At 71.9% G+C, this 17,935-nt stretch carries 10 protein-coding genes and 1 riboswitch; of the genes, 2 read left to right on the forward strand and 8 right to left on the reverse strand.

The annotated features are described in order from the left end of the window. Nucleotides 1-39: 39 nt before the first annotated feature. Nucleotides 40-222: riboswitch (cobalamin riboswitch) on the reverse strand. Nucleotides 223-312: 90 nt separating this feature from the next. Next, nucleotides 313-1,077, forward strand: coding sequence for a crotonase/enoyl-CoA hydratase family protein (locus ACVCAH_RS05105; RefSeq protein ID WP_447134860.1), 765 nt, complete (start codon nt 313-315; stop codon nt 1,075-1,077). A gap of 90 nt (nt 1,078-1,167) precedes the next feature. On the opposite strand, the gene ACVCAH_RS05110 is transcribed toward ACVCAH_RS05105, so the two are convergent. The 8 genes from ACVCAH_RS05110 to ACVCAH_RS05145 all read right to left on the reverse strand — a co-directional run bounded on the left by ACVCAH_RS05110 (nt 1,168) and on the right by ACVCAH_RS05145 (nt 16,710). Then, nucleotides 1,168-5,454 (reverse strand): discoidin domain-containing protein, encoded by a 4,287-nt coding sequence (locus ACVCAH_RS05110; RefSeq protein ID WP_447134861.1) that lies wholly within the window; start codon nt 5,452-5,454, stop codon nt 1,168-1,170. A 102-nt stretch (nt 5,455-5,556) separates the two neighbouring features. After that, nucleotides 5,557-8,397 carry a galactose-binding domain-containing protein gene (locus ACVCAH_RS05115; RefSeq protein WP_447134862.1) on the reverse strand — a complete coding sequence of 947 codons (2,841 nt, stop codon included), beginning with the start codon at nt 8,395-8,397 and terminating at the stop codon, nt 5,557-5,559. Nucleotides 8,398-8,551: 154 nt separating this feature from the next. After that, nucleotides 8,552-10,204: a glycoside hydrolase family 13 protein gene (locus tag ACVCAH_RS05120; RefSeq protein ID WP_447134863.1), complete on the reverse strand. Its 1,653-nt coding sequence runs from the start codon at nt 10,202-10,204 to the stop codon at nt 8,552-8,554. Nucleotides 10,205-10,369: 165 nt separating this feature from the next. After that, entirely contained in the window at nt 10,370-11,257 is an 888-nt protein-coding gene (locus ACVCAH_RS05125; RefSeq protein WP_447134864.1) for a carbohydrate ABC transporter permease, read from the reverse strand. Between the two features lie 12 nt (nt 11,258-11,269). Continuing rightward, nucleotides 11,270-12,220: a carbohydrate ABC transporter permease gene (locus ACVCAH_RS05130; RefSeq protein WP_447134865.1), complete on the reverse strand. Its 951-nt coding sequence runs from the start codon at nt 12,218-12,220 to the stop codon at nt 11,270-11,272. A gap of 79 nt (nt 12,221-12,299) precedes the next feature. After that, on the reverse strand, nt 12,300-13,679 hold the full coding sequence (locus tag ACVCAH_RS05135; RefSeq protein ID WP_447134866.1) for an ABC transporter substrate-binding protein: 1,380 nt from the start codon (nt 13,677-13,679) through the stop codon (nt 12,300-12,302). Nucleotides 13,680-14,155: 476 nt separating this feature from the next. Then, nucleotides 14,156-15,157: a LacI family DNA-binding transcriptional regulator gene (locus tag ACVCAH_RS05140; RefSeq protein ID WP_447134867.1), complete on the reverse strand. Its 1,002-nt coding sequence runs from the start codon at nt 15,155-15,157 to the stop codon at nt 14,156-14,158. 77 nt (nt 15,158-15,234) lie between these two features. Then, nucleotides 15,235-16,710 carry a dihydrolipoyl dehydrogenase family protein gene (locus ACVCAH_RS05145; protein ID WP_447134868.1) on the reverse strand — a complete coding sequence of 492 codons (1,476 nt, stop codon included), beginning with the start codon at nt 16,708-16,710 and terminating at the stop codon, nt 15,235-15,237. A 104-nt stretch (nt 16,711-16,814) separates the two neighbouring features. Here ACVCAH_RS05145 and ACVCAH_RS05150 point away from each other — a divergent pair, with 104 nt between their 5' ends. After that, nucleotides 16,815-17,879 (forward strand): serine hydrolase domain-containing protein, encoded by a 1,065-nt coding sequence (locus ACVCAH_RS05150; protein ID WP_447134869.1) that lies wholly within the window; start codon nt 16,815-16,817, stop codon nt 17,877-17,879. Nucleotides 17,880-17,935 lie beyond the last annotated feature (56 nt).

Below are 17,935 nucleotides of genomic sequence, written 5' to 3' on the forward strand. Positions count from 1 at the left end.
CAGGCTCCCGCTGCGCTCGGCCCACGCCTGCGCGTGGGCACCGGACGCGAGGCCGGTCTTCGGACTCCCGGATCGACGCCTGGCCGTCCGCCTTCCCGGCCCTCGGGCCAGTGGCTGCGCTGCTGCGCGTGGACGGTGGCTCCCCGGTCACCGCGGCGGGCCCGTGCCGGATTTCCACCGGCTTCCCGATTCTCCCCGCTCGCGCGGGGCTCGCATGATCGTGCCGTCGGTCATGCTAGCCCTGCGCCCGGTCGCCGGAGACCGGCCGGGGGCCCACTGGCGTGCCGACAGCGCCGGGGGCATGCTGTCCCGATGGGCGTACGGGTCGAGCGTGACGGGCCGGTGACCACGGTGATCCTGGACCGGCCGGCGGCGCGCAACGCGGTCGACGGGCCGACCGCCCGGGCGCTGGCCGACGCGTTCCGCGCCTTCGACGCCGACCCGGACGCGGCGGTGGCCGTGCTCTGGGGCGCCGGCGGCACGTTCTGCTCCGGCGCCGACCTGAAGGCGATCGGCACCCCGAGCGGCAACCGGGTCGAGGCGGAGGGCGACGGCCCGATGGGCCCGACCCGGATGACCCTGACCAAGCCGGTGGTCGCCGCTGTCTCCGGGTACGCCGTGGCCGGCGGGCTGGAGCTGGCGCTCTGGTGCGACCTGCGGGTCGCCGAGTCCGACGCAGTGCTCGGGGTGTTCTGCCGGCGCTGGGGAGTGCCGCTGATCGACGGCGGGACGGTCCGGCTTCCCCGGCTGATCGGGGAGAGTCGTGCCATGGACCTGATCCTCACCGGCCGGCCGGTTCCGGCCGCGGAGGCGTACGCCATGGGGTTGGTGAACCGGCTGGTCGGGCCGGGTGAGGCGCGGGCGTCGGCCGAGCGGCTGGCCGCCGAGATCGCCCGGCACCCGCAGACCTGCCTGCGCAATGACCGGGCCGCGGTGCTGGCCGGCGCCGGCCTGCCCGAGCCGGCGGCACTGGCCACCGAGCTGGCGTACGGGATGGACTCGCTGGCCGTCGACGCGGCGGCCGGGGCGGCCCGGTTCGCGGCCGGAGCGGGCCGGCACGGCGCCCCGGCCGACTGAACCAGTCCTGCCGCAACCCGAGGGGCGGCCCGGAACGGCGGACGCCGCCGGGAGGGTGGGTCCTCCCGACGGCGCCCGGGTCGTGCCGCGTCAGCTGCGGTTGATGGTGAAGGTGGACGTGGTGTTGCGGATGTCCTGCCAGTTGTCGGTCAGCCGCAGGTTCACGAAGGTGGCCGAGCCGACGGCCGGGCCCTGGCCCGCCTCGGGCATCTCGTTGACCCAGATGCCGAAGCCCGACTTGGCGTCGAACGCGTCACCGCTGCGCCGCGCCCCCGAGATCGACACGTTGGTGAAGACCGTGTCGGTGATCGGGTTCTCCGGCTGGCCCCCGGTGTACTTGGTCTGGAACATGATTCCCGAGTACGTCGGGTCGACGATGTCCACGTCGGACACCCGGATGCCGCGGAACTCCTTGGACGCCGAGAAGACCCAGATCGCCGGGAAGGTCTGCGCGCCCCAGAAGTGGCCGCCGGCCCGGATCAGCGAGATGTTCTGGAACTGGGTCGGCGGGCTGGCCCCGAAGCCGATGAACGGGTAGCCGAAGTCCAGCGAGCTGATCGTGATGCCGGAGTACGTCAGCATGTCCGCGATGTAGAGGTTGCGGAAGATGTTGTCGTAGCCGCCGTACACCGCGATCCCGGCCGCCCGCCAGGTCAGCGTGGCGGTCAGGTTCTCGAAGACGTTGCCGTGGTTGGCCGTCGCCCCACCCTGGTCGATGGCCGAGAAGAGCGCGAACGCGTCGTCCCCGTTCGACCGGCCCTCGGAGTTGCTGACCAGGTTGTTCGTGCTGCCGTTGGTCATGTTCACCGCGTCGGCGAAGGTGTTCCGGAAGCGGCTGTTGGTGATCTTCAGGCCGCTGACGCTCACCCCCCAGTACGCGCAGACCGTGTGCTCGACCCAGACGTTGTCCAGGGTCATGTTGTCGACGTCCTTCAACTCGCCCCAGACCTTGCCCGGCCCGTCGATGCGGTTGGTGTAGTTGCCGAAGAAGGCCAGGTGCTCGAAGGACGACCCGCTCGCCGAGGGTTCCACCCGGAAACCGGCATCGGTGTTCTGCTGGCTGGTCGGCGTCTGGAAGCGGGTGAACCACATGCCCGCACCGACCACCTTGACCGGCTTGCCGTAGACCTGGAACTTCTGCGCGGTCTCGTACGTGCCGGCGGGCAGGTAGACGCCGACCAGAGTGCCGGTGGTGTCCATCCGGACCGCGTCCAGGGCGTTCTGCACGTCGGAGTGGCTGAACCCGTTCGGTACCCGGTACCGGGCCGGGTCCGGGTTGGCCCGCGGCGCCACCTGCTCCAGGTTGACGAAGTCGATGGCGTACGTGGTGCTGTTCGCCGGGTCCTTCTGGAGCCGGATCCGGCTGCCCGCGGGGATGGTGGAGTTCAGCAGCACGTTCGCCTCGTCGTAGATGTGCCGGGGCGGGCCGGCGCTGGGCGAGTCGGTCGGGCTGGCCTCCGCGCCGTACAGCCAGATGTGCTTCGAGGTGAGGCTGATCGGCTTGTGCAGGACGCCGTTGACGTAGATGTTCAACGTCGAGTCGATGCCCCCGCCGCCCGGCGCGTCCGGGATGGAGAAGCGGGTGACCAGGGCGTTTGCCGGGGCCCGGGTGGTCCACTCGACGTAGGCGCCGGTGCTGTTCAGGGTCACCGCCCGCCGCCCGGACGCCTCGCCGGCCAGGTCGCCGATGGTCCGGTTCGGCCCGACCACCTGCGCCCCGCCGCCGACCGAGCCCTCCTCGGCCTCGTACATGTCGTACGGCAGGTTGGCGCCGCGGCCCACGAAGAGCGACCGCTCGCTGGTGTTGTTCTGCCGCTTCACCGGCAGCTCGTTGGCGTCGTCGGCGAGCACCACCCGGACCGTGTACCGGCCGTTGGCCGCGGTCCAGGTGCCCAGGTTGACCGGGCCGGCGCTCGCCCCGGCGGCGATGGTGCCGCTGTACGAGCCGGTCAGCGTACGGACCACGGCGCCGGTGTCGTTGAGCACGGTCAGCGTGATGCCGTGCGCGCCGCTCGCCGAGGCGACCGTGCCCTGGTTGCGGATGGTCACCGCGAAGCTGACCGTGGCGCCCGCGCTCGGCGTGCCGGGTGACCAGGTCACCGCCGAGGCGACCAGGTCGGAGCTGGCCACCGGGCTGACCGTCAGCGGGCTCGGACTGGTGTGGCTGTTGTTCGCCTCGTTCTGCTCGATGACCGTGTTCGCCTCGTCGACCGTCGCGCTGAGCGGGTAGCTGCCGGCGTTGCGCGGGCCGATGTTCGCCGAGACGGTGGTCGACGCGCCGGCCGCCAGGGCGCCGACGGTGGCCGTGCCGACCTTCGTCGTACCCAGTTGGAAGCCGACCGTGGTGGCGGCGGAGGCCGCCGTGCCGGCGTTGCGGACGGTGGCGGCGAGGGTGATCGCGTCGGTCTCCACCGGCGCGGTGGGCGTGGCGGTGATCCCGGTGATCGTGAGGTCCGGGTTCGGCGCCGGCACGCCGATCACCTGGAACTCGGCGACCTGCCCGTTGGACGAGCCGGAGTTGGCGGTGAACTGGAGCCGGACGTCGGCCGCCGTCGCCGACACCGGGATGGTCACCGTGTTGCTGCTGGCCGGGCTGAACGAGTACGTCGCCGAACCGACCAGCGTGCTGAACCCGGACGCGGACTGCTCCCGGCCGAGCACCTGGAACGTCTGCGTGCGCGGCCCCCAGACCGGGTCGGGGTTCAGCTTGACCACCAGCGCGCTGATGCTCGCGTTCGCGCCCAGCGCGACGGTCAGCGTGCTCGGGTACGCCCCGGGAGCACCCTCCCAGTAGGTGGTGACGTCGTCGTCGTTGGCGTTGGCGGCGGTGAAGACGTGCACCACCGAGGACGCGGTGATCGGCTTGTCGACGGCGAGGTTGCTGCCGCCCGGCGTGCTGCCGGTCCGGGTCACCGTGTTGCTGTTCGCCGACTGGTTGCCCGCCGCGTCCCGGGCCCGGACGAAGTAGGAGACCGTGGCGCCGGCCGGCTGGCTGTCGGTGTACGTCAGCGTGGTCCCGCTGACGCTGGTCCGCAGCGCGCCGTTGGCGTAGACGTCGTACCCGGTGACCCCGACGTTGTCGGTGGAGGCGGTCCAGGTCAGCCGGATCTGCCCGGTCGCCGGCTGGGTGTACGCCAGGTTGCCGGGCGCGGTCGGCGCGACCGTGTCGCCGGTGTCGCCGGTCCGGGTCACCGTGTTGCTGTTGGCCGACTGGTTGCCGGCCGCGTCCCGGGCCCGGACGTGGTAGGAGACGGTGGCGCCGGCCGGCTGGCTGTCGGTGTACGTCAACGTGGTCCCGCTGACGCTGGTCCGCAGGACGCCGTTGGCGTAGACGTCGTACCCGGTGACCCCGACGTTGTCGGTGGACGCCGTCCAGGTCAGCCGGATCTGCCCGCTCGCCGGCTCGGTGTACGCCAGGTTGCCGGGCGCGGACGGCGGCTGGGTGTCGCCGGTCGCCGGCCCGTAGACCTCCAGCTCGGAGAGCTGCCCGGCGGGCCAGCCGGTATTGGCGGTGAAGAGCAGCCGCAGGTAGCGGGTGCTGGCCGCGGTGAACGTGATGGTCACGGTGTTGTTGGCGCCCGGGGTGAACGCGTACCCGGCCGACGCGACGATGGTGCTGAAGGTCGAGCCGTTGGTGCCGCCCTGCACGGTGATCGTCTGGGTGCGGGCGTTCCAGCCGGCGGGCAGCTTGAGCACCAGCCGGTTGACGCTCACCGTGGCCGCGAGGTCGACCTGGAGCCACTGCGGGAAGGCGTTGTTCGCGCTCTCCCAGTAGCTGCCCTGGTTGCCGTCGTTGGCGTTGCCGGCGACGTAGACGTCCGCGTGGGCGCTGGCGGTCATGGTCCGGCCCGACGCCAGGTTCGCCGACGAGGTCGCCGCGCCGTACACCTCCAGCTCGCCGAGCTGGGCCGCGGCCCAGCCGGTGTTGGCGGTGATCACGACCCGGACGTACCGGGTGGTGGTGGCAGGGAAGTCGAGCGTGACGGTGTTGCCGCCGGCCGGGCTGAACGCCCGGCCGGCCGAGGCGACGATGGTGCTCAAGCCGCTGCCGTCCGCGCTGCCCTGCACCGACAGCGTCTGGGTGCGCGCCTCCCAGCCGGCCGGCAGCTTCAGCTTCACCTGGTCGATCGACTGGCCCGAGCCGAGGTCGACCTGGGCCCACTGCGGGAGGGCGCCGTTGCTCTCCCAGTAGGTCGACGGGTTGCCGTCGGTGAGGTTGGCCGCGACGTACGGGCCGTTGACGCTGCTGGCCGCGGCGCTGCGACCGGCGGCGAGGTTGGGTCCGCCGGCGGCGACGGCCGGTGGCGCGGGCGCCGCGGTGACGGCGAGGCCGAGCACGGCGAGCGCCGCGACGACCCGGGTACGGAATCTGGACATGGTGGGGGGACACCTTCTTCCGGGGACGTGGAGAGGCGTGTGCGGGGGTGTGGTGCGGCGTGGGCGGGGGCCCCGGTCGGCGTACGGGGCCCGGCCCACACGTCAGGTGGCGTGGATCTCGAACTCGGCGAGCTGGCCGGCGGGCCAGCCGGTGTTGCCGGTGACGGTGACCCGGACGTACCGCCGGTCGCCGGCCGGCACGCCGATCGAGACGGTGTTGCCGCTGGCCGGGTCGAAGGTGCGGCCGGCCGGCGCGGCGAGCGTGCTCCACGACGAGCCGTCGGTGGAGCCGAGCACCGACAGCGTCTGGGTACGGGTCTGCCAGGCCGCGGACGGCGGCAGCTTCAGCACGATCCGGGCGACCGGACGGGCGGCACCCAGGTCGACCGTCAGCGACTGCGGGAAGGCGTGGTTGGCGCTCTCCCAGTAGGTGTTCGGGTTGCCGTCGACCGCGTTGGCGGCCACGTACACGTCGGCGTGGCTGGTCTCCGCGACCGGCCGGCCGAGCGCCAGGTTGCCGGTCGGCGGCGGTGTCGTGGTGGGGGGCGGGGTGGTCGGTGGCGGCGTGCCGCCGCCGTACACCTCGAACTCGGACACCTGGCCGGCCGGCCAGCCGGTGTTGCCGGTGACGGTGACCCGGACGTACCGCCGGTCACCGGCCGGCACGCCGATCGAGACCGTGTTGCCGCTGGCCGGGTCGAAGGTGCGGCCGGCCGAGGCGGCGAGCGTGCTCCACGACGAGCCGTCGGTGGAGCCGAGGATCGACAGCGTCTGGGTGCGCCGTTCCCAGCCGGCGGGCAGCTTCAGCACCACCCGGTCGACGGCGCGCGCCGCGCCCAGGTCGACGGTGAGCGACTGCGGGAAGGCGTTGTTGGCGCTCTCCCAGTAGCTGGCGGCGTTGCCGTCCACCGCGTTGGCCGGGCCGTAGGTCTGGGTCGAGCTGGTGGCGGTCACCGGCCGGCCCAGGGCCAGGTTCCCGCCGGTGGGCGGCGGGGTGGTCGGCGGCGGACTGGTGGTCGGGGGTGGGCTGGTCGGGCCGCCGCCCCACTGCGGCTCCGGCCATGGCCCGCAGTACGGGGTGGCCGTGTACCAGCCGGAGTTGCCGGCGCCCTGGGTGATCTGGAAGCCGCTGCCGACGCAGTTGTGGATCGGGTTGGCCCGGGCGATCCCGGTGGCCCGTACGTTGGTGAACGACACCTGGCTGGGCGCCTGCACCTGGAGGGCGTACGTGCCGGCGCCGTCGATGCGTACGTTGCTGAAGCTGATCCCGCTGGTGGCCCCCTCGATCCAGTGCAGCGCCGCGTACGAGCTGTCCAGGATGTCGGTGTCGGTGACGGTGATCGACGCGCCCTGGATCGGCTCGTTGAGCGCCGAGAACCAGATCGCGCCGACCCCGAAGCGCCAGTTGTAGTCGGAGTTGCCGTTGCGGATCAGGGTGTTCCGGGCGACGGTGATCGTGCCGGCGACGGCGGTCGGGCCGTTCACTCCGGGATAGCGGTTGGCGACGTGGATGCCGCCGCCGTTGGTGACCGAGTCGGCGGTCACGTTGTCGGTGATCCTGATGTCCCGCCCGCCGTAGGTGACCAGGTGGTTGGCGAGGATGGTCACGCCGATCGTGTTGAAGGTGAAGGAGTTGTTGACGTTCGGCACGCTCTGCGCCCACATGGCGAGGGCGTCGTCGCCGGTGTTGCGGACGAAGGTGTTGGTCACCGTGGAGGTGGTGACCCCCCAGTGGAAGTTCACCCCGTCCGCGGTCTGGTCCAGGATCCGGCTGTTGCGGATGGTGAAGTTGTCCATCGGGCCGTCCATCCAGGCGCCGACCTTGGTGTGCTGCATCCAGACGTTGTCGACCACCGAGTTCGACATCGCCCCGCCGATGGCGTTGACCTGGTCCTCGTCCACCCGCTCCCGGATGTCGCCGATGATGGCGAAGTCGCGCAGGGTCACGTTGCGGCTCGGGCCACCGGCCTCGTGCGGCCGGATCCCGCCGCTGTAGCCGCCGCCGGGGACGTACTTGCCGTAGATGCCGGCGGCGCGCTTGCGGTCGGTGGGGTGCCGGCCGCCGAGCACCGAGTACCACGGCCCGGCCCCGCGCAGGGTCACCCCGTCGACCACCACGTGGTCCCAGAGCGTGAAGGTGCCGGTCGGGATCCAGACCGCCCGGCCCTGGGCCCGGCCGGCGTCCACCGCGGCCTGGAACTTCGCGGTGGAGTCGGTCGCGCCGGTCGGGTCGGCACCGAAGTCGGTGACCACATCGAGGACGCCGGCCGGCTTGGTGATCGGGTCGCCGACCAGCTCGAAGTCGGCCAGGTCGATGGTGAACGTGGGCGACTGGGCGGTCGAGGAGACCTGGAGCCGGATCTTCGTGCCGGCCGGGTAGGTGGTCCCGAACATGGTCCGGGTCTCGTCGTAGAAGTGGTGCGGGTTGGTGTCGCCCGGGTTGTTGTTGAACGGGTAGCCGCCGTAGTACCAGCCGTACCGGGAGGTCACCGGCACCGCCCTGACCAGGGCGCCGTTGGCCCGCAGGTCGATGCTGGCGTCCCGGCCGGTGCCGGCGGCGTTGTCCGGCAGGCTGTACCGGAAGGTGACCGCGTTGGCCGGCGCGGTGAGGGTGAACTCGACGTACTCGCCGACCGCGTCGAGGGTGACCGCCTCCCGGCCGGAGGCCTCGGACGGCAGCGTGCCGTACCGCCGGTCCGGGCCGATCTTCGTGCCGGTGTGCGCGACCTCCTCGGCCTCGTGCTCGACGAAGGGGACGGTGGCGCCCCGGCCGGGAATGTCGAACGGGGAGAGCCCGGCCGCCTGGGCCGGGGTGGCGGTGCTGGTCAGCGCGATGACGGTGAGCGATGTCGCGGTGAGGGCGGCACCGGCGAGGGCGGCGACCCCCGTGCGGAGCCGGACGGTTCGGGGTGGGTGCGGGGTGACGGTGGCGTGGTCGGGCATGAGCTGGGCTCTCCCTTTCGTCGGTAGTCCAGATCCCCCGTGCGGTGCGGTGGCGCTGGGGCGACGTACCTCCTTCTCGGGTGCGGGCCGGTGGGGGCCGGCGGGGTGGGCGCGGTGCCGGCGGCCGGGACGGGGCCGCCGGCACCGCGGGTGGTCAGGCCGGTTCGGGTCCGGCCGCGGTCGGTTCGGCGGTACGCAGCCAGACGGCGGTGTCCGGCGGGAGCAGGTCGTCGTCGAGCGGGCCACTGGCCAGCAGCCGCCCGGTGTGCGGGGGCAGCGGCACCGCCGCGTCGGAGAGGTTGACCAGGCAGGTGAAGCCGGGCGGGCGGTGGTAGGCAAGCACCCCGGCCGGGGCCGGCAGCCAGGTCATCTCGCCGTCGCCGAGCGCCGGGTCGGCCCGGCGGATGGCGATCGCGGACCGGTACAGCTCGAGCATCGAGCGCTCGTCGCCGGTCTGGGCGCGGGCGGTGCGGTCCTTCCAGTCGGCCGGTTGGGGCAGCCAGGGGGCCGCCGTGGCGTCGTCCGGGCTGAAGCCGAACGGCGGTGTCTCGCCGGACCAGGGGATCGGGACGCGGCAGCCGTCCCGGCCGGGGTCGATCCCGCCGGAGCGGAAGAACATCGGGTCCTGCCGCAGCTCGCGCGGGATGTCCTCGACCTCCCAGAGCCCCAGCTCCTCGCCCTGGTAGACGTAAGCGGCGCCGGGCAGGGAGAGGGAGAGCAGCGCCGCCGCCCGGGCCCGCCGGGTGCCCAGTTCCAGGTCGGTGGCGATCCCCTCCCGCTTGGCCGCGAAGCTGAACGTGGTGTCCTCCCGGCCGTACCGGGTGACGTGCCGGGTGACGTCGTGGTTGGAGAGCACCCAGGTGGCCGGGGCGTCCACCAGGGCGTGCGCGGCCAGCGTCGTGTCGATGCAGGCGCGCAGGGCGTCCGCGTCCCAGGCGCAGCCGAGGAAGTCGAAGTTGAACGCGGCGTGCAGTTCGTCCGGGCGCAGGTAGTTGGCGAACCGCTGGTGGTCGGGGAGCCACACCTCGCCGATCAGCGCCCGCTCGCCGGGGTAGCCGTCGGTGATCCGCCGCCAGCTCCGGTAGATCTCGTGCACCGCGTCCACGTCGACGAACGGGTTCGGCCCGTCCGGCGTCGCCTCGGGCAGCGTCGGGTTCTTGGCCAGCATCGCCGCGGAGTCGATCCGGATGCCGTCCACGCCCCGGTCGAGCCAGAACCGCAGGATGTCCTCGAACTCGGCGCGCACCCGGGGGTGGTCCCAGTTGAAGTCCGGCTGCTCGGGCGCGAAGAGGTGCAGGTACCAGTCCCCCGGCGTGCCGTCCGGGTTGGTGGTGCGGGTCCAGGTGTCGCCGCCGAACGGGGAGACCCAGTCGGTGGGCTTGCCGGAGCCGTCCGCGCCGCGGCCCGGACGGAACCAGAACAGCTCCCGCTCGGGGGCGTTCGGGCTGGCCAGTGCCGCCTGGAACCACGGGTGCGCGTCCGAACAGTGGTTCGGCACCACGTCGACGATGGTCCTGATGCCCAGCGCGTGTGCCTCCGCGATCAGCGCCTCCGCCTCGGCCAGCGTGCCGAAGACCGGGTCGATGTCGCGGTAGTCGGCCACGTCGTAGCCGGCGTCGGCCATCGGGGACGGATACCAGGGGCTGAACCAGATCGCGTCCACGCCGAGGCCGGCGAGGTACGCCAGGCGCTGCCGGATACCCGCGAGGTCACCGATCCCGTCACCGTCGGCGTCGGCGAAGCTGCGCGGGTAGATCTGGTAAATCACCGCGCCGCGCCACCACCGAAGGTCGTCTACTGTGGACACGAGCACCTGCTTTCTGCGTCGGTACGTCGGCGGGTTCGCCGGACCTGGATGTGTCGGGCGAACGGTCGTCGTTCGCCGCGAAGGTCGCGCTGGTGGTACGCCGGCGCGCTCGGCCCTTCATCGAGCCCGCCCGCGGCCGCGCCGCTCAACGTCCGCATCGTCGGGTCATCCCTTCAGGCTGCCGGTGGTCAGGCCGGACATGATGTTCCGCTGGAAGATCAGGAAGACGATGACGGTCGGGATCGCGGCGATGACCGAAGCGGCGACCACCACGTTCATCGGCGTACCGCCCGAGAAGGCGTAGATCCCGACACTGACCGTCCGGGTCTCGGGCGACGGCATGACCAGCTTCGGCCAGAGGAAGTCCTTCCACACCGCGGTCACCGCGAAGATCGAGACCACGCCGAGGATGGGGCGCGACATCGGCAGGATGATCGACCAGAGCGTGCGCAGCGGCGTCGCCCCGTCCATGAGGGCCGCCGCCATCAGGTCCTCCGGAATCGAGTCGAAGAACCGCTTCAGCAGGAAGATGTTGAACGCGTTCGCGACCAGGGGCAGCCAGATCGCGAACGGCGAGTCGAGCAGGTTGAGGTGCAGGATCGGCAGGTCGATCACGGTCACGTACTGCGGGACGATGAGCACCATCGCCGGGATCATCAGGGTCGCCAGCATCAGGCCGAGGATCACGTTGCCGAGGATCGGTCGAAGCTTCGACAGGGAGTACGCCGCGGCGGTGTCGAGGACGAGTTGGAACAGCACCGCGCCGGCCGCGTAGTAGAAGGTGTTGAACAGCAACTTGGCGAGGTCCAGGTTGTTCCACGCGTCGACGTAGTTCTGCGGCTGGGGATCCTTCGGGAACAGCGACGGCGGGGTCTGCGCGATCTCCTGGCCGGACTTGAGCGCGCCGGTGACCATCCAGTAGAGCGGCCCGAGGAAGACGAGCGTGAACACCACCACGACGACGGTGAGCAGCGCCCAGTAGATCACCCTGCCGCGTCCCCGCCGGAGCTGGGCGTGGGAGATGAGCGTCCGGGTCCCGGAGTCCTGTGCCATTCCTCGTCCGTCCTAGTCCTGATTCGCGGTCAACCGCACGTAGACGGCGGAGAAGGCGGCCAGCACCACGAGCATGATCACGCCGAGCGCCGCGGCGCCGTTGAGGTCGTTCTGGAAGAACCCGTGCTGGTAGATGAGGTACGCGACCGAGGTCGCCGAGTCCTCCGCGCCCGCGCCGTTGGCCAGGATCAGTGGTTCGATGAAGAGCTGCATGGTGGCGACGATCTGCAGCATCGCCAGCAGCAGGAGGATCAGCCGGGTCTGCGGGATGGTCACGTGCCGGATCCGCCGCCAGATCCCGGCGCCGTCGAGCTCGGCCGCCTCGTAGAGCTCGCCGGGGATGTTCTGCAGCGCCGCCAGGTAGATCAGCACCGCGCTGCCCATGTTCATCCAGGTCGACGCGATCACCATCGCCGGCATCGTCATCTCGGGGGACTGCATCCACTGCGATGTCGGCAGGTGCAGGGCCTTGAGGATCGCGTTGAAGAGTCCCGCCTCACTCGGGTCGTACGCGTAGAACTTGAAGAGGAAGAGCGCCGAGGCCGGCGGCAGCATCACCGGCAGGTAGACCAGGATCCGCAGGTACCCCTTGGCGTGGCGGAACTCGTTGAGCAGGATCGCCACGAAGAACGGGACGGCGTACCCGAGGACGAGCGCGAGGACCGTGAAGTAGAACGTGTTCCGCCAGGCCGTCCAGAAGCTGGGGTCGTCGAGGATGCGGACGTAGTTGTCCCAGCCCACCCAGGTGGTCTCGCCGCGCCGGGTGCGCTGGAAGCTCATCACGACGCCGCGGACCATCGGGTACCAGGAGAAGACGGCGAAGCAGAGCACCGCACCGATCAGGAACGCGTGCCCGGTCAGGTTGTCCCGTACCTTGCGGCCGAGGCTCGTACGCTGCGGCCCTGCCGGGGACGGCGGGCGACGCGTCTTCCTGGTGGTCCCCGGGAGGGTGGTGATCGCCAAGACAACTCCTGCGAAGTCGGTGACCGGACGGTGCGGCGCGCTGGGGTGGGGGCCGGCGCGCCGGCCCCCACCCGTCGGGTCAGCTCTCGGCGGCGAGAAGCTGGTTGACCTTGTCTTCGGCCGTCTTGAGGAGCGCGTCGATGTTCGCGTTCGGGTTCGTCAGGACCCCGGACATCGCCGCGTCGAGCACCGCGTAGATCGCCTGCGCGTTGCGTGGTTCGCCCTTGATCGGGACCGGGTTCGCCTCGAAGACCGCGAAGTTCGCGGTGTCGACGTTCGCGTTCGCCTTGCGCAGCTCGAGCTCCTGCTTCTGCGCCTCACTGCCGTTGGCGAAGAGCAGCGGTTGGGGCAGGCCGACCGGGTAGTTCTGCGGCTTGGCCCGGACGTAGTCGAACTGGCCCTTGCCCGGCGTCAGCTTCTGGTACGCGATCCACTTCAGACCGGCCTTGACCTGCTCGGGAGAGAGGCCCTTCTTGAAGAAGTAGCCCTCGCCGCCACCGAGCGTCGCCTTCGCCGGGCCGTCCTGGCCGGGCAGCGGGCCCATCGCCCAGTCCTGGAACTTGCCCTGGAACTGGCTGACGATCGCCTGGGTGGTGTCCGGCGCGCCGATGAACATGCCCACCTTGCCCGCGGCGGCGTTGGTCAGCAGGTCGCCCCACTGCAGCAACTGGCGGCTACCCATGCTGTTGTCGCCGTACCGCATGTCCTTGAGGTTCTGCAGGACCTGCTTGCCCATCGCGTTGTTGAAGTCGGCCTTCTTGCCGTCCGGGGTCAGCACCTGGCCGCCCTGGGAGTAGAGCAGCGAGGTGAAGTGCCAGCCTCCGGTGTTGCCGGCGCTGTATTCGGCGTAACCGGCGATGCCGTTGCCGAGCGCGGAGATCTTCTTGGCCGCCGCCCGGACCTCGGGCCACGTCTTGGGCGGGTTGTTCACGTCGAGCCCCGCCTGCTGGAACAGGACCTTGTTGTAGACCAGGCCCATCGAGTAGTTCTTCACCGGGACGCCGTAGAGCTTGCCGCCGTCGCTGAAGACCTCCTTGAGCGCCGGGTCGACGCTGTCCCAGGTCGGCACCGTCTCCTTGTTGGCGAACTCGGTGATGTCCATCGCCTGACCGGAGTCCAGCACCTGCTGGAGGTCGGTCATGTACCCGTAGAAGACGTCGGTCACGGTGCCGCCGGCCAGCCGGGCGGTGAAGTCCGGCGGGTTGTTGCACTGCTCGCCGACGCTCACGCTCTTGATGACGATGTCCGGGTTCTGCCGCTGGAACTCCACGACATCGGCGTTCCAGTTCTGCAACAGCTCCTTCTGGGAGCCGACCGGCTGACAGTCGACCGTGATGGTGACCTTGCCGCCGGCGTTCGAGTCGTCGTCGTCGCTCTTGGTGGAGCATGCCGTGAGGCTGAGCCCCAGGCCGGCCACGAGCGCTAACGCCGCAGCCTTCCGGTACTGCGGTACGGACATCTGTCCATCCCTTCGGGAACGGGTGTCTGCATGACCTTCGCTGACCTGCGGTGATCGCCACCGCGACGATGCGCTGCTACTGCTCTGTATCCGCCCCGCAACCTGACCCTCCGTAGCTACGCCGGGGCCAGGTGTGAGTGGAGTCACTGTAGCGAGGAGGACTCATTACGGCAAGATTCCGACCCTGTTTTGAAAGGATGCGACTTTCGGGCGAGAGATGTGAACAGCTCCTGGAAGGCGACCGGAATCTGGGCCTTTGCGCGCCTTTTGGAGGCGGCGGCTCGACCGAGCGCGCCACCCCTGGTCGCCGCTCCACTCGGGGAACGACGAAAGGCCGCCGACCGCGAGGAGCGGTCGGCGGCCGGAGCGTCGTTCAACCAGCGAGGCGGCCGGTGGCCGGACCGTCGGTCAGCCTCCGCCGCGATGGTCGGCGGCGGGCACGGTGGCCGGCGGGCGACCGGCCGGGGTGGCCCGGGTCAGCGGCCGGGGGCGGGCGCGGTGGAACCGCGGACCACCAGTTCGGGCTCGAACAGCAACTCGTCGTGCAGCACGCCGGCCCCCTCGATCTGGGTGACCAGCAGGTCCACCGCGGCCTGCCCCATCGTCTCGATCGGCTGCCGCACCGTGGTCAACGGCGGGTCGGTGCAGGTCATGAACGCGGAGTCGTCGAACCCGACCACCGACACCTCGGTCGGCACCGTACGCCCCAGCCGCCGGGCGGCCCGGATGGTGCCCAGGGCCAACACATCGCTGGCGCAGATGATGCCGGTCACGCCCCGCTCGACCAACTTGGTCGCGGCGACCCGCGCCCCTTCCATCGAGAAGCTGGAACGCTCGACGTACTCCGTGTCGCCGGTCCAGCCCGCGGCCTGCACCATCGCGTCCAGCTTGCGTCGGGACGGCACGTGCCCCTCCGGGCCGAGCACCATCCCGATCCGCTCGTGCCCGAGCGAGCGCAGGTGTCCGTACGCCTGCTCCACCGCCACCGCGTCGTCCGTGGACACCCGCGGGAAGCCCAGCTCGTCGACGCCCGCGTTGACCAGCACCACGGGCAGCCCCCGGTCAGTCAGCCGGCGATAGTGCTCGTGCGGCGCGTCCGCCAGCGCGTACGAGCCACCGGCGAAGATGACCCCGCTGACCCGGTGGTCCAGCAGCATCTCCACGTAGTCGGACTCGGAGACGCCGCCGATGGTGCGGGCGCAGAGCGCCGGCGTGAAGCCCCGCTGGGCGAGCGAGCCGGTGACCACCTCGGCGAGCGCCGGGAAGATCGGGTTCTGCAGTTCGGGGAGGACCAGGCCGACCAGCCGGGCGCGCTCGCCGCGCAGCTTGGTCGGGCGCTCGTAGCCGAGCACGTCCAGCGCGGTGAGCACCGCGGTGCGGGTCGCCTCGGAGACACCACCGCGGCCGTTGAGCACCCGGCTCACAGTGGCCTCGCTGACGCCCGCCTTGCGAGCCACCTCGGTCAGCCGTTTCGTCACGGCCGCAATCCTACGTCGTCACGTTGCAAGAACTGAACAGCCCTCTGCCGTGCGATGACTCGACGACGTCAGCCGAGCTACGACAGCTTGCGCAACGCGTCCTCGATCGCCCGATGGAAGGTCGGGTACGCGTAGATCATGTGCCGGAGCTGGCTGAGCGGCACCGCCGCGTGCACCGCCACCACCAGCCCGGAGAGCACCTCGCCACCGGCCGGGCCGGCCGAGGTGGCCCCGATCAGCACGCCCTGGTCGGCGTCGGCGACCAGCTTGATGAACCCCTCGTTGCCGACCTTGTGGATCCAGCCCCGCGCCGAGGACGTCAGCGGCGTGACGCCGACCTGCACGTTGATGCCCCGGTCCCGGGCCTGCTGCTCGGTGATCCCGACCGCGCCGACCTCCGGGTCGGTGAAGGTGACCCGGGGCAGCGCCCGGTAGTCGGCCCGGGGAACCGAGGCGGCCGACCCGCTCGACCCGGTGGCGCCGAGCGCGCTGACCGCGCCCATCGCACCGCCGACCACGCTCGCGGTGCCGCTCGGGTCCGCCCCGGGCTGCGCGCGTCGGAAGTGGTCGAGCACGTCGGCCACCACGATCGCCGCCTGGTACATCGCGACGTGGGTGAACGCGCCCTCCCCGGTCACGTCGCCGACCGCCCAGATCCCCTCGGTGACGTGCAGCCGGTCGTCCACCGGCAGGTACCGCCGGTGGGTGTCCACCCCGACCGTGTCCAGGCCCAGCTCCTCCAGGTGGGCGCGGCGGCCGGTCACCACCAGCAGCCGCTCGGCGGTGAACTCCGCCCCGCCGGCCCCGTGCAGGGTGAAGTTCCGCCCGTCGTGGCTGACCCGCTCGGCGCGTACCCCGGTGTGGATCTCCACCCCGTCCGCGCGCAGCGCCGCGGCGACCACCTCGGACGCCTCCGGCTCCTCGGCGGCGAGCACCCGGTCCAGCGCCTCGACCACGGTGACCCGGACGCCGAACCGGGCGAAGACCTGGGACAGCTCCAGCCCGATCGCCCCGCCGCCGAGCACCAGCAGCGACTCCGGCAGCTCCTCCAGCTCGATCGCCTGGTGGTTGGTCCAGTACGGGGTGTCGGCCAGCCCGTCGATCGGCGGCACCGAGGGGCGGGTGCCGGTGCCCAGCACGATCGCGTGCCGGGCCTGGAAGACCTGCTCGCCGACCCGGACCCGGCCCGGGCCGTCCAGCCGGCCGCTGCCCCGGACGAACCGGCCGCCCCGGTCGGTGAAGCGCCGCACCGCGACCGTGTCGTCCCAGGTGTCGGTGGCCTCCTCGCGGATCCGCTTGGCCACCGGCGCCCAGTCCGGCTGCACCTGGGCCGTCCCGGCGAGCCCGTCGATCCGGCGCGCCTCGGCGATCGCGTTCGCCGCCCGGATCATCATCTTGCTCGGCACGCAGCCCCAGTAGGGGCACTCCCCGCCGACCAGATCCCGCTCGATGCCGACCACGCTGAGCCCGGCCTCGGCGAGTCGCCCGGCCACCTCCTCGCCGCCGACGCCGAGCCCGACCACGACCACGTCCACCTGCTCCGGCTCCGCCACCCCGTCAGCATCCCCCAGCCCGTCCCGGCGGACCAGCGACCGCGGCGAAATGAGTGACCGAAATCCCCGGGCGGTGCGACGGCCCGCCCGCCTACCGTGGCCGGATGCGCGCACGCTTCGCCCCCGTCCACGACTGCTTCGCCGACCTCCTCGCCACCGGCCGGGAGACCGGGGCCGCCCTGACCATCTGGTCGGACGGCCGCCCGGTGGTCGACCTGGTCGGCGGGGAACGCGCCCCGGGCCGGCCGTGGCGGCCGGACACCCTGGTCAACGTCTACTCGGTCGGCAAGCCGCTGGCCGCGCTCTGCCTGCTGATGCTGGTCGACCGGGGCCGGCTCGACCTGGACGACCCGGTCGCCGCGCACTGGCCCGGCTTCCGCGCCCCGGCCACCGTGCGGCAGGTGCTGAGCCACACCGCCGGACTGCCGGTGTTTCCGGTGCCCCGGCCGGCCAACGCGGTCGCCGACTGGGAGCTGCTCACCGGCGACCTGGCCGCCGCCGCACCGGAGTGGGAGCCGGGCACGGTCGCGGGCGAGCACGCCTGGACGTACGGGCACCTGGTCGGCGAGCTGGTCCGCCGGGTGGACGGGCGGCGGATCGGCCGGTTCCTGGCCGAGGAGATCGCCGGTCCGTGGCGGCTGGACCTCGGCTTCGGCCTGGGCGAGGCGGACCAGCGACGCTGCGCCGACCTGACCTACGGCGACCCGGAATGGCCGCGCCGGGCGGCGGGCGAGCCGGGATCGCTGCGGGCCCGGGCGGTGGACAACCCGCCGGGCGGCCGGGACCTGGCGGTGGTGAACAGCCCGCTCTGGCGGTCCGCCGAGGTGCCCGCGGTCAACCTGCACGCCACCGCGGCCGCCCTGGCCCGCTGCTACGCCGGCCTGCTCGCCGGCGGCGTCCTCGACGGCGTCCGGCTGTTCAGCCCGGACCTGATCGCCGAGGCGACCCGGGTGCAGTACGACGGCCCGGACCTGGTGCTGGGCCGGCACACCCGGTGGACGCTGGGCATGCAGTGGGAGGAGGACGGCAGCTGGGGCATGGGCGGGATCGGCGGCAGCTCCGCCTGGGCCGACCCGGAGCGCGGCTACACCTTCGCGTACGCCACCGCGCGGCTCGCCGAACACGACCGGGTCGAGGCCCTCGTCGACGCCCTGCACACCTGCCTCTGACCCGGCCCGCCCGGGCCGGGGCGCCAGGCCACGCGGACCCGGGCACCCGGCCGACC

This window comes from Micromonospora sp. LZ34 (assembly GCF_052981855.1).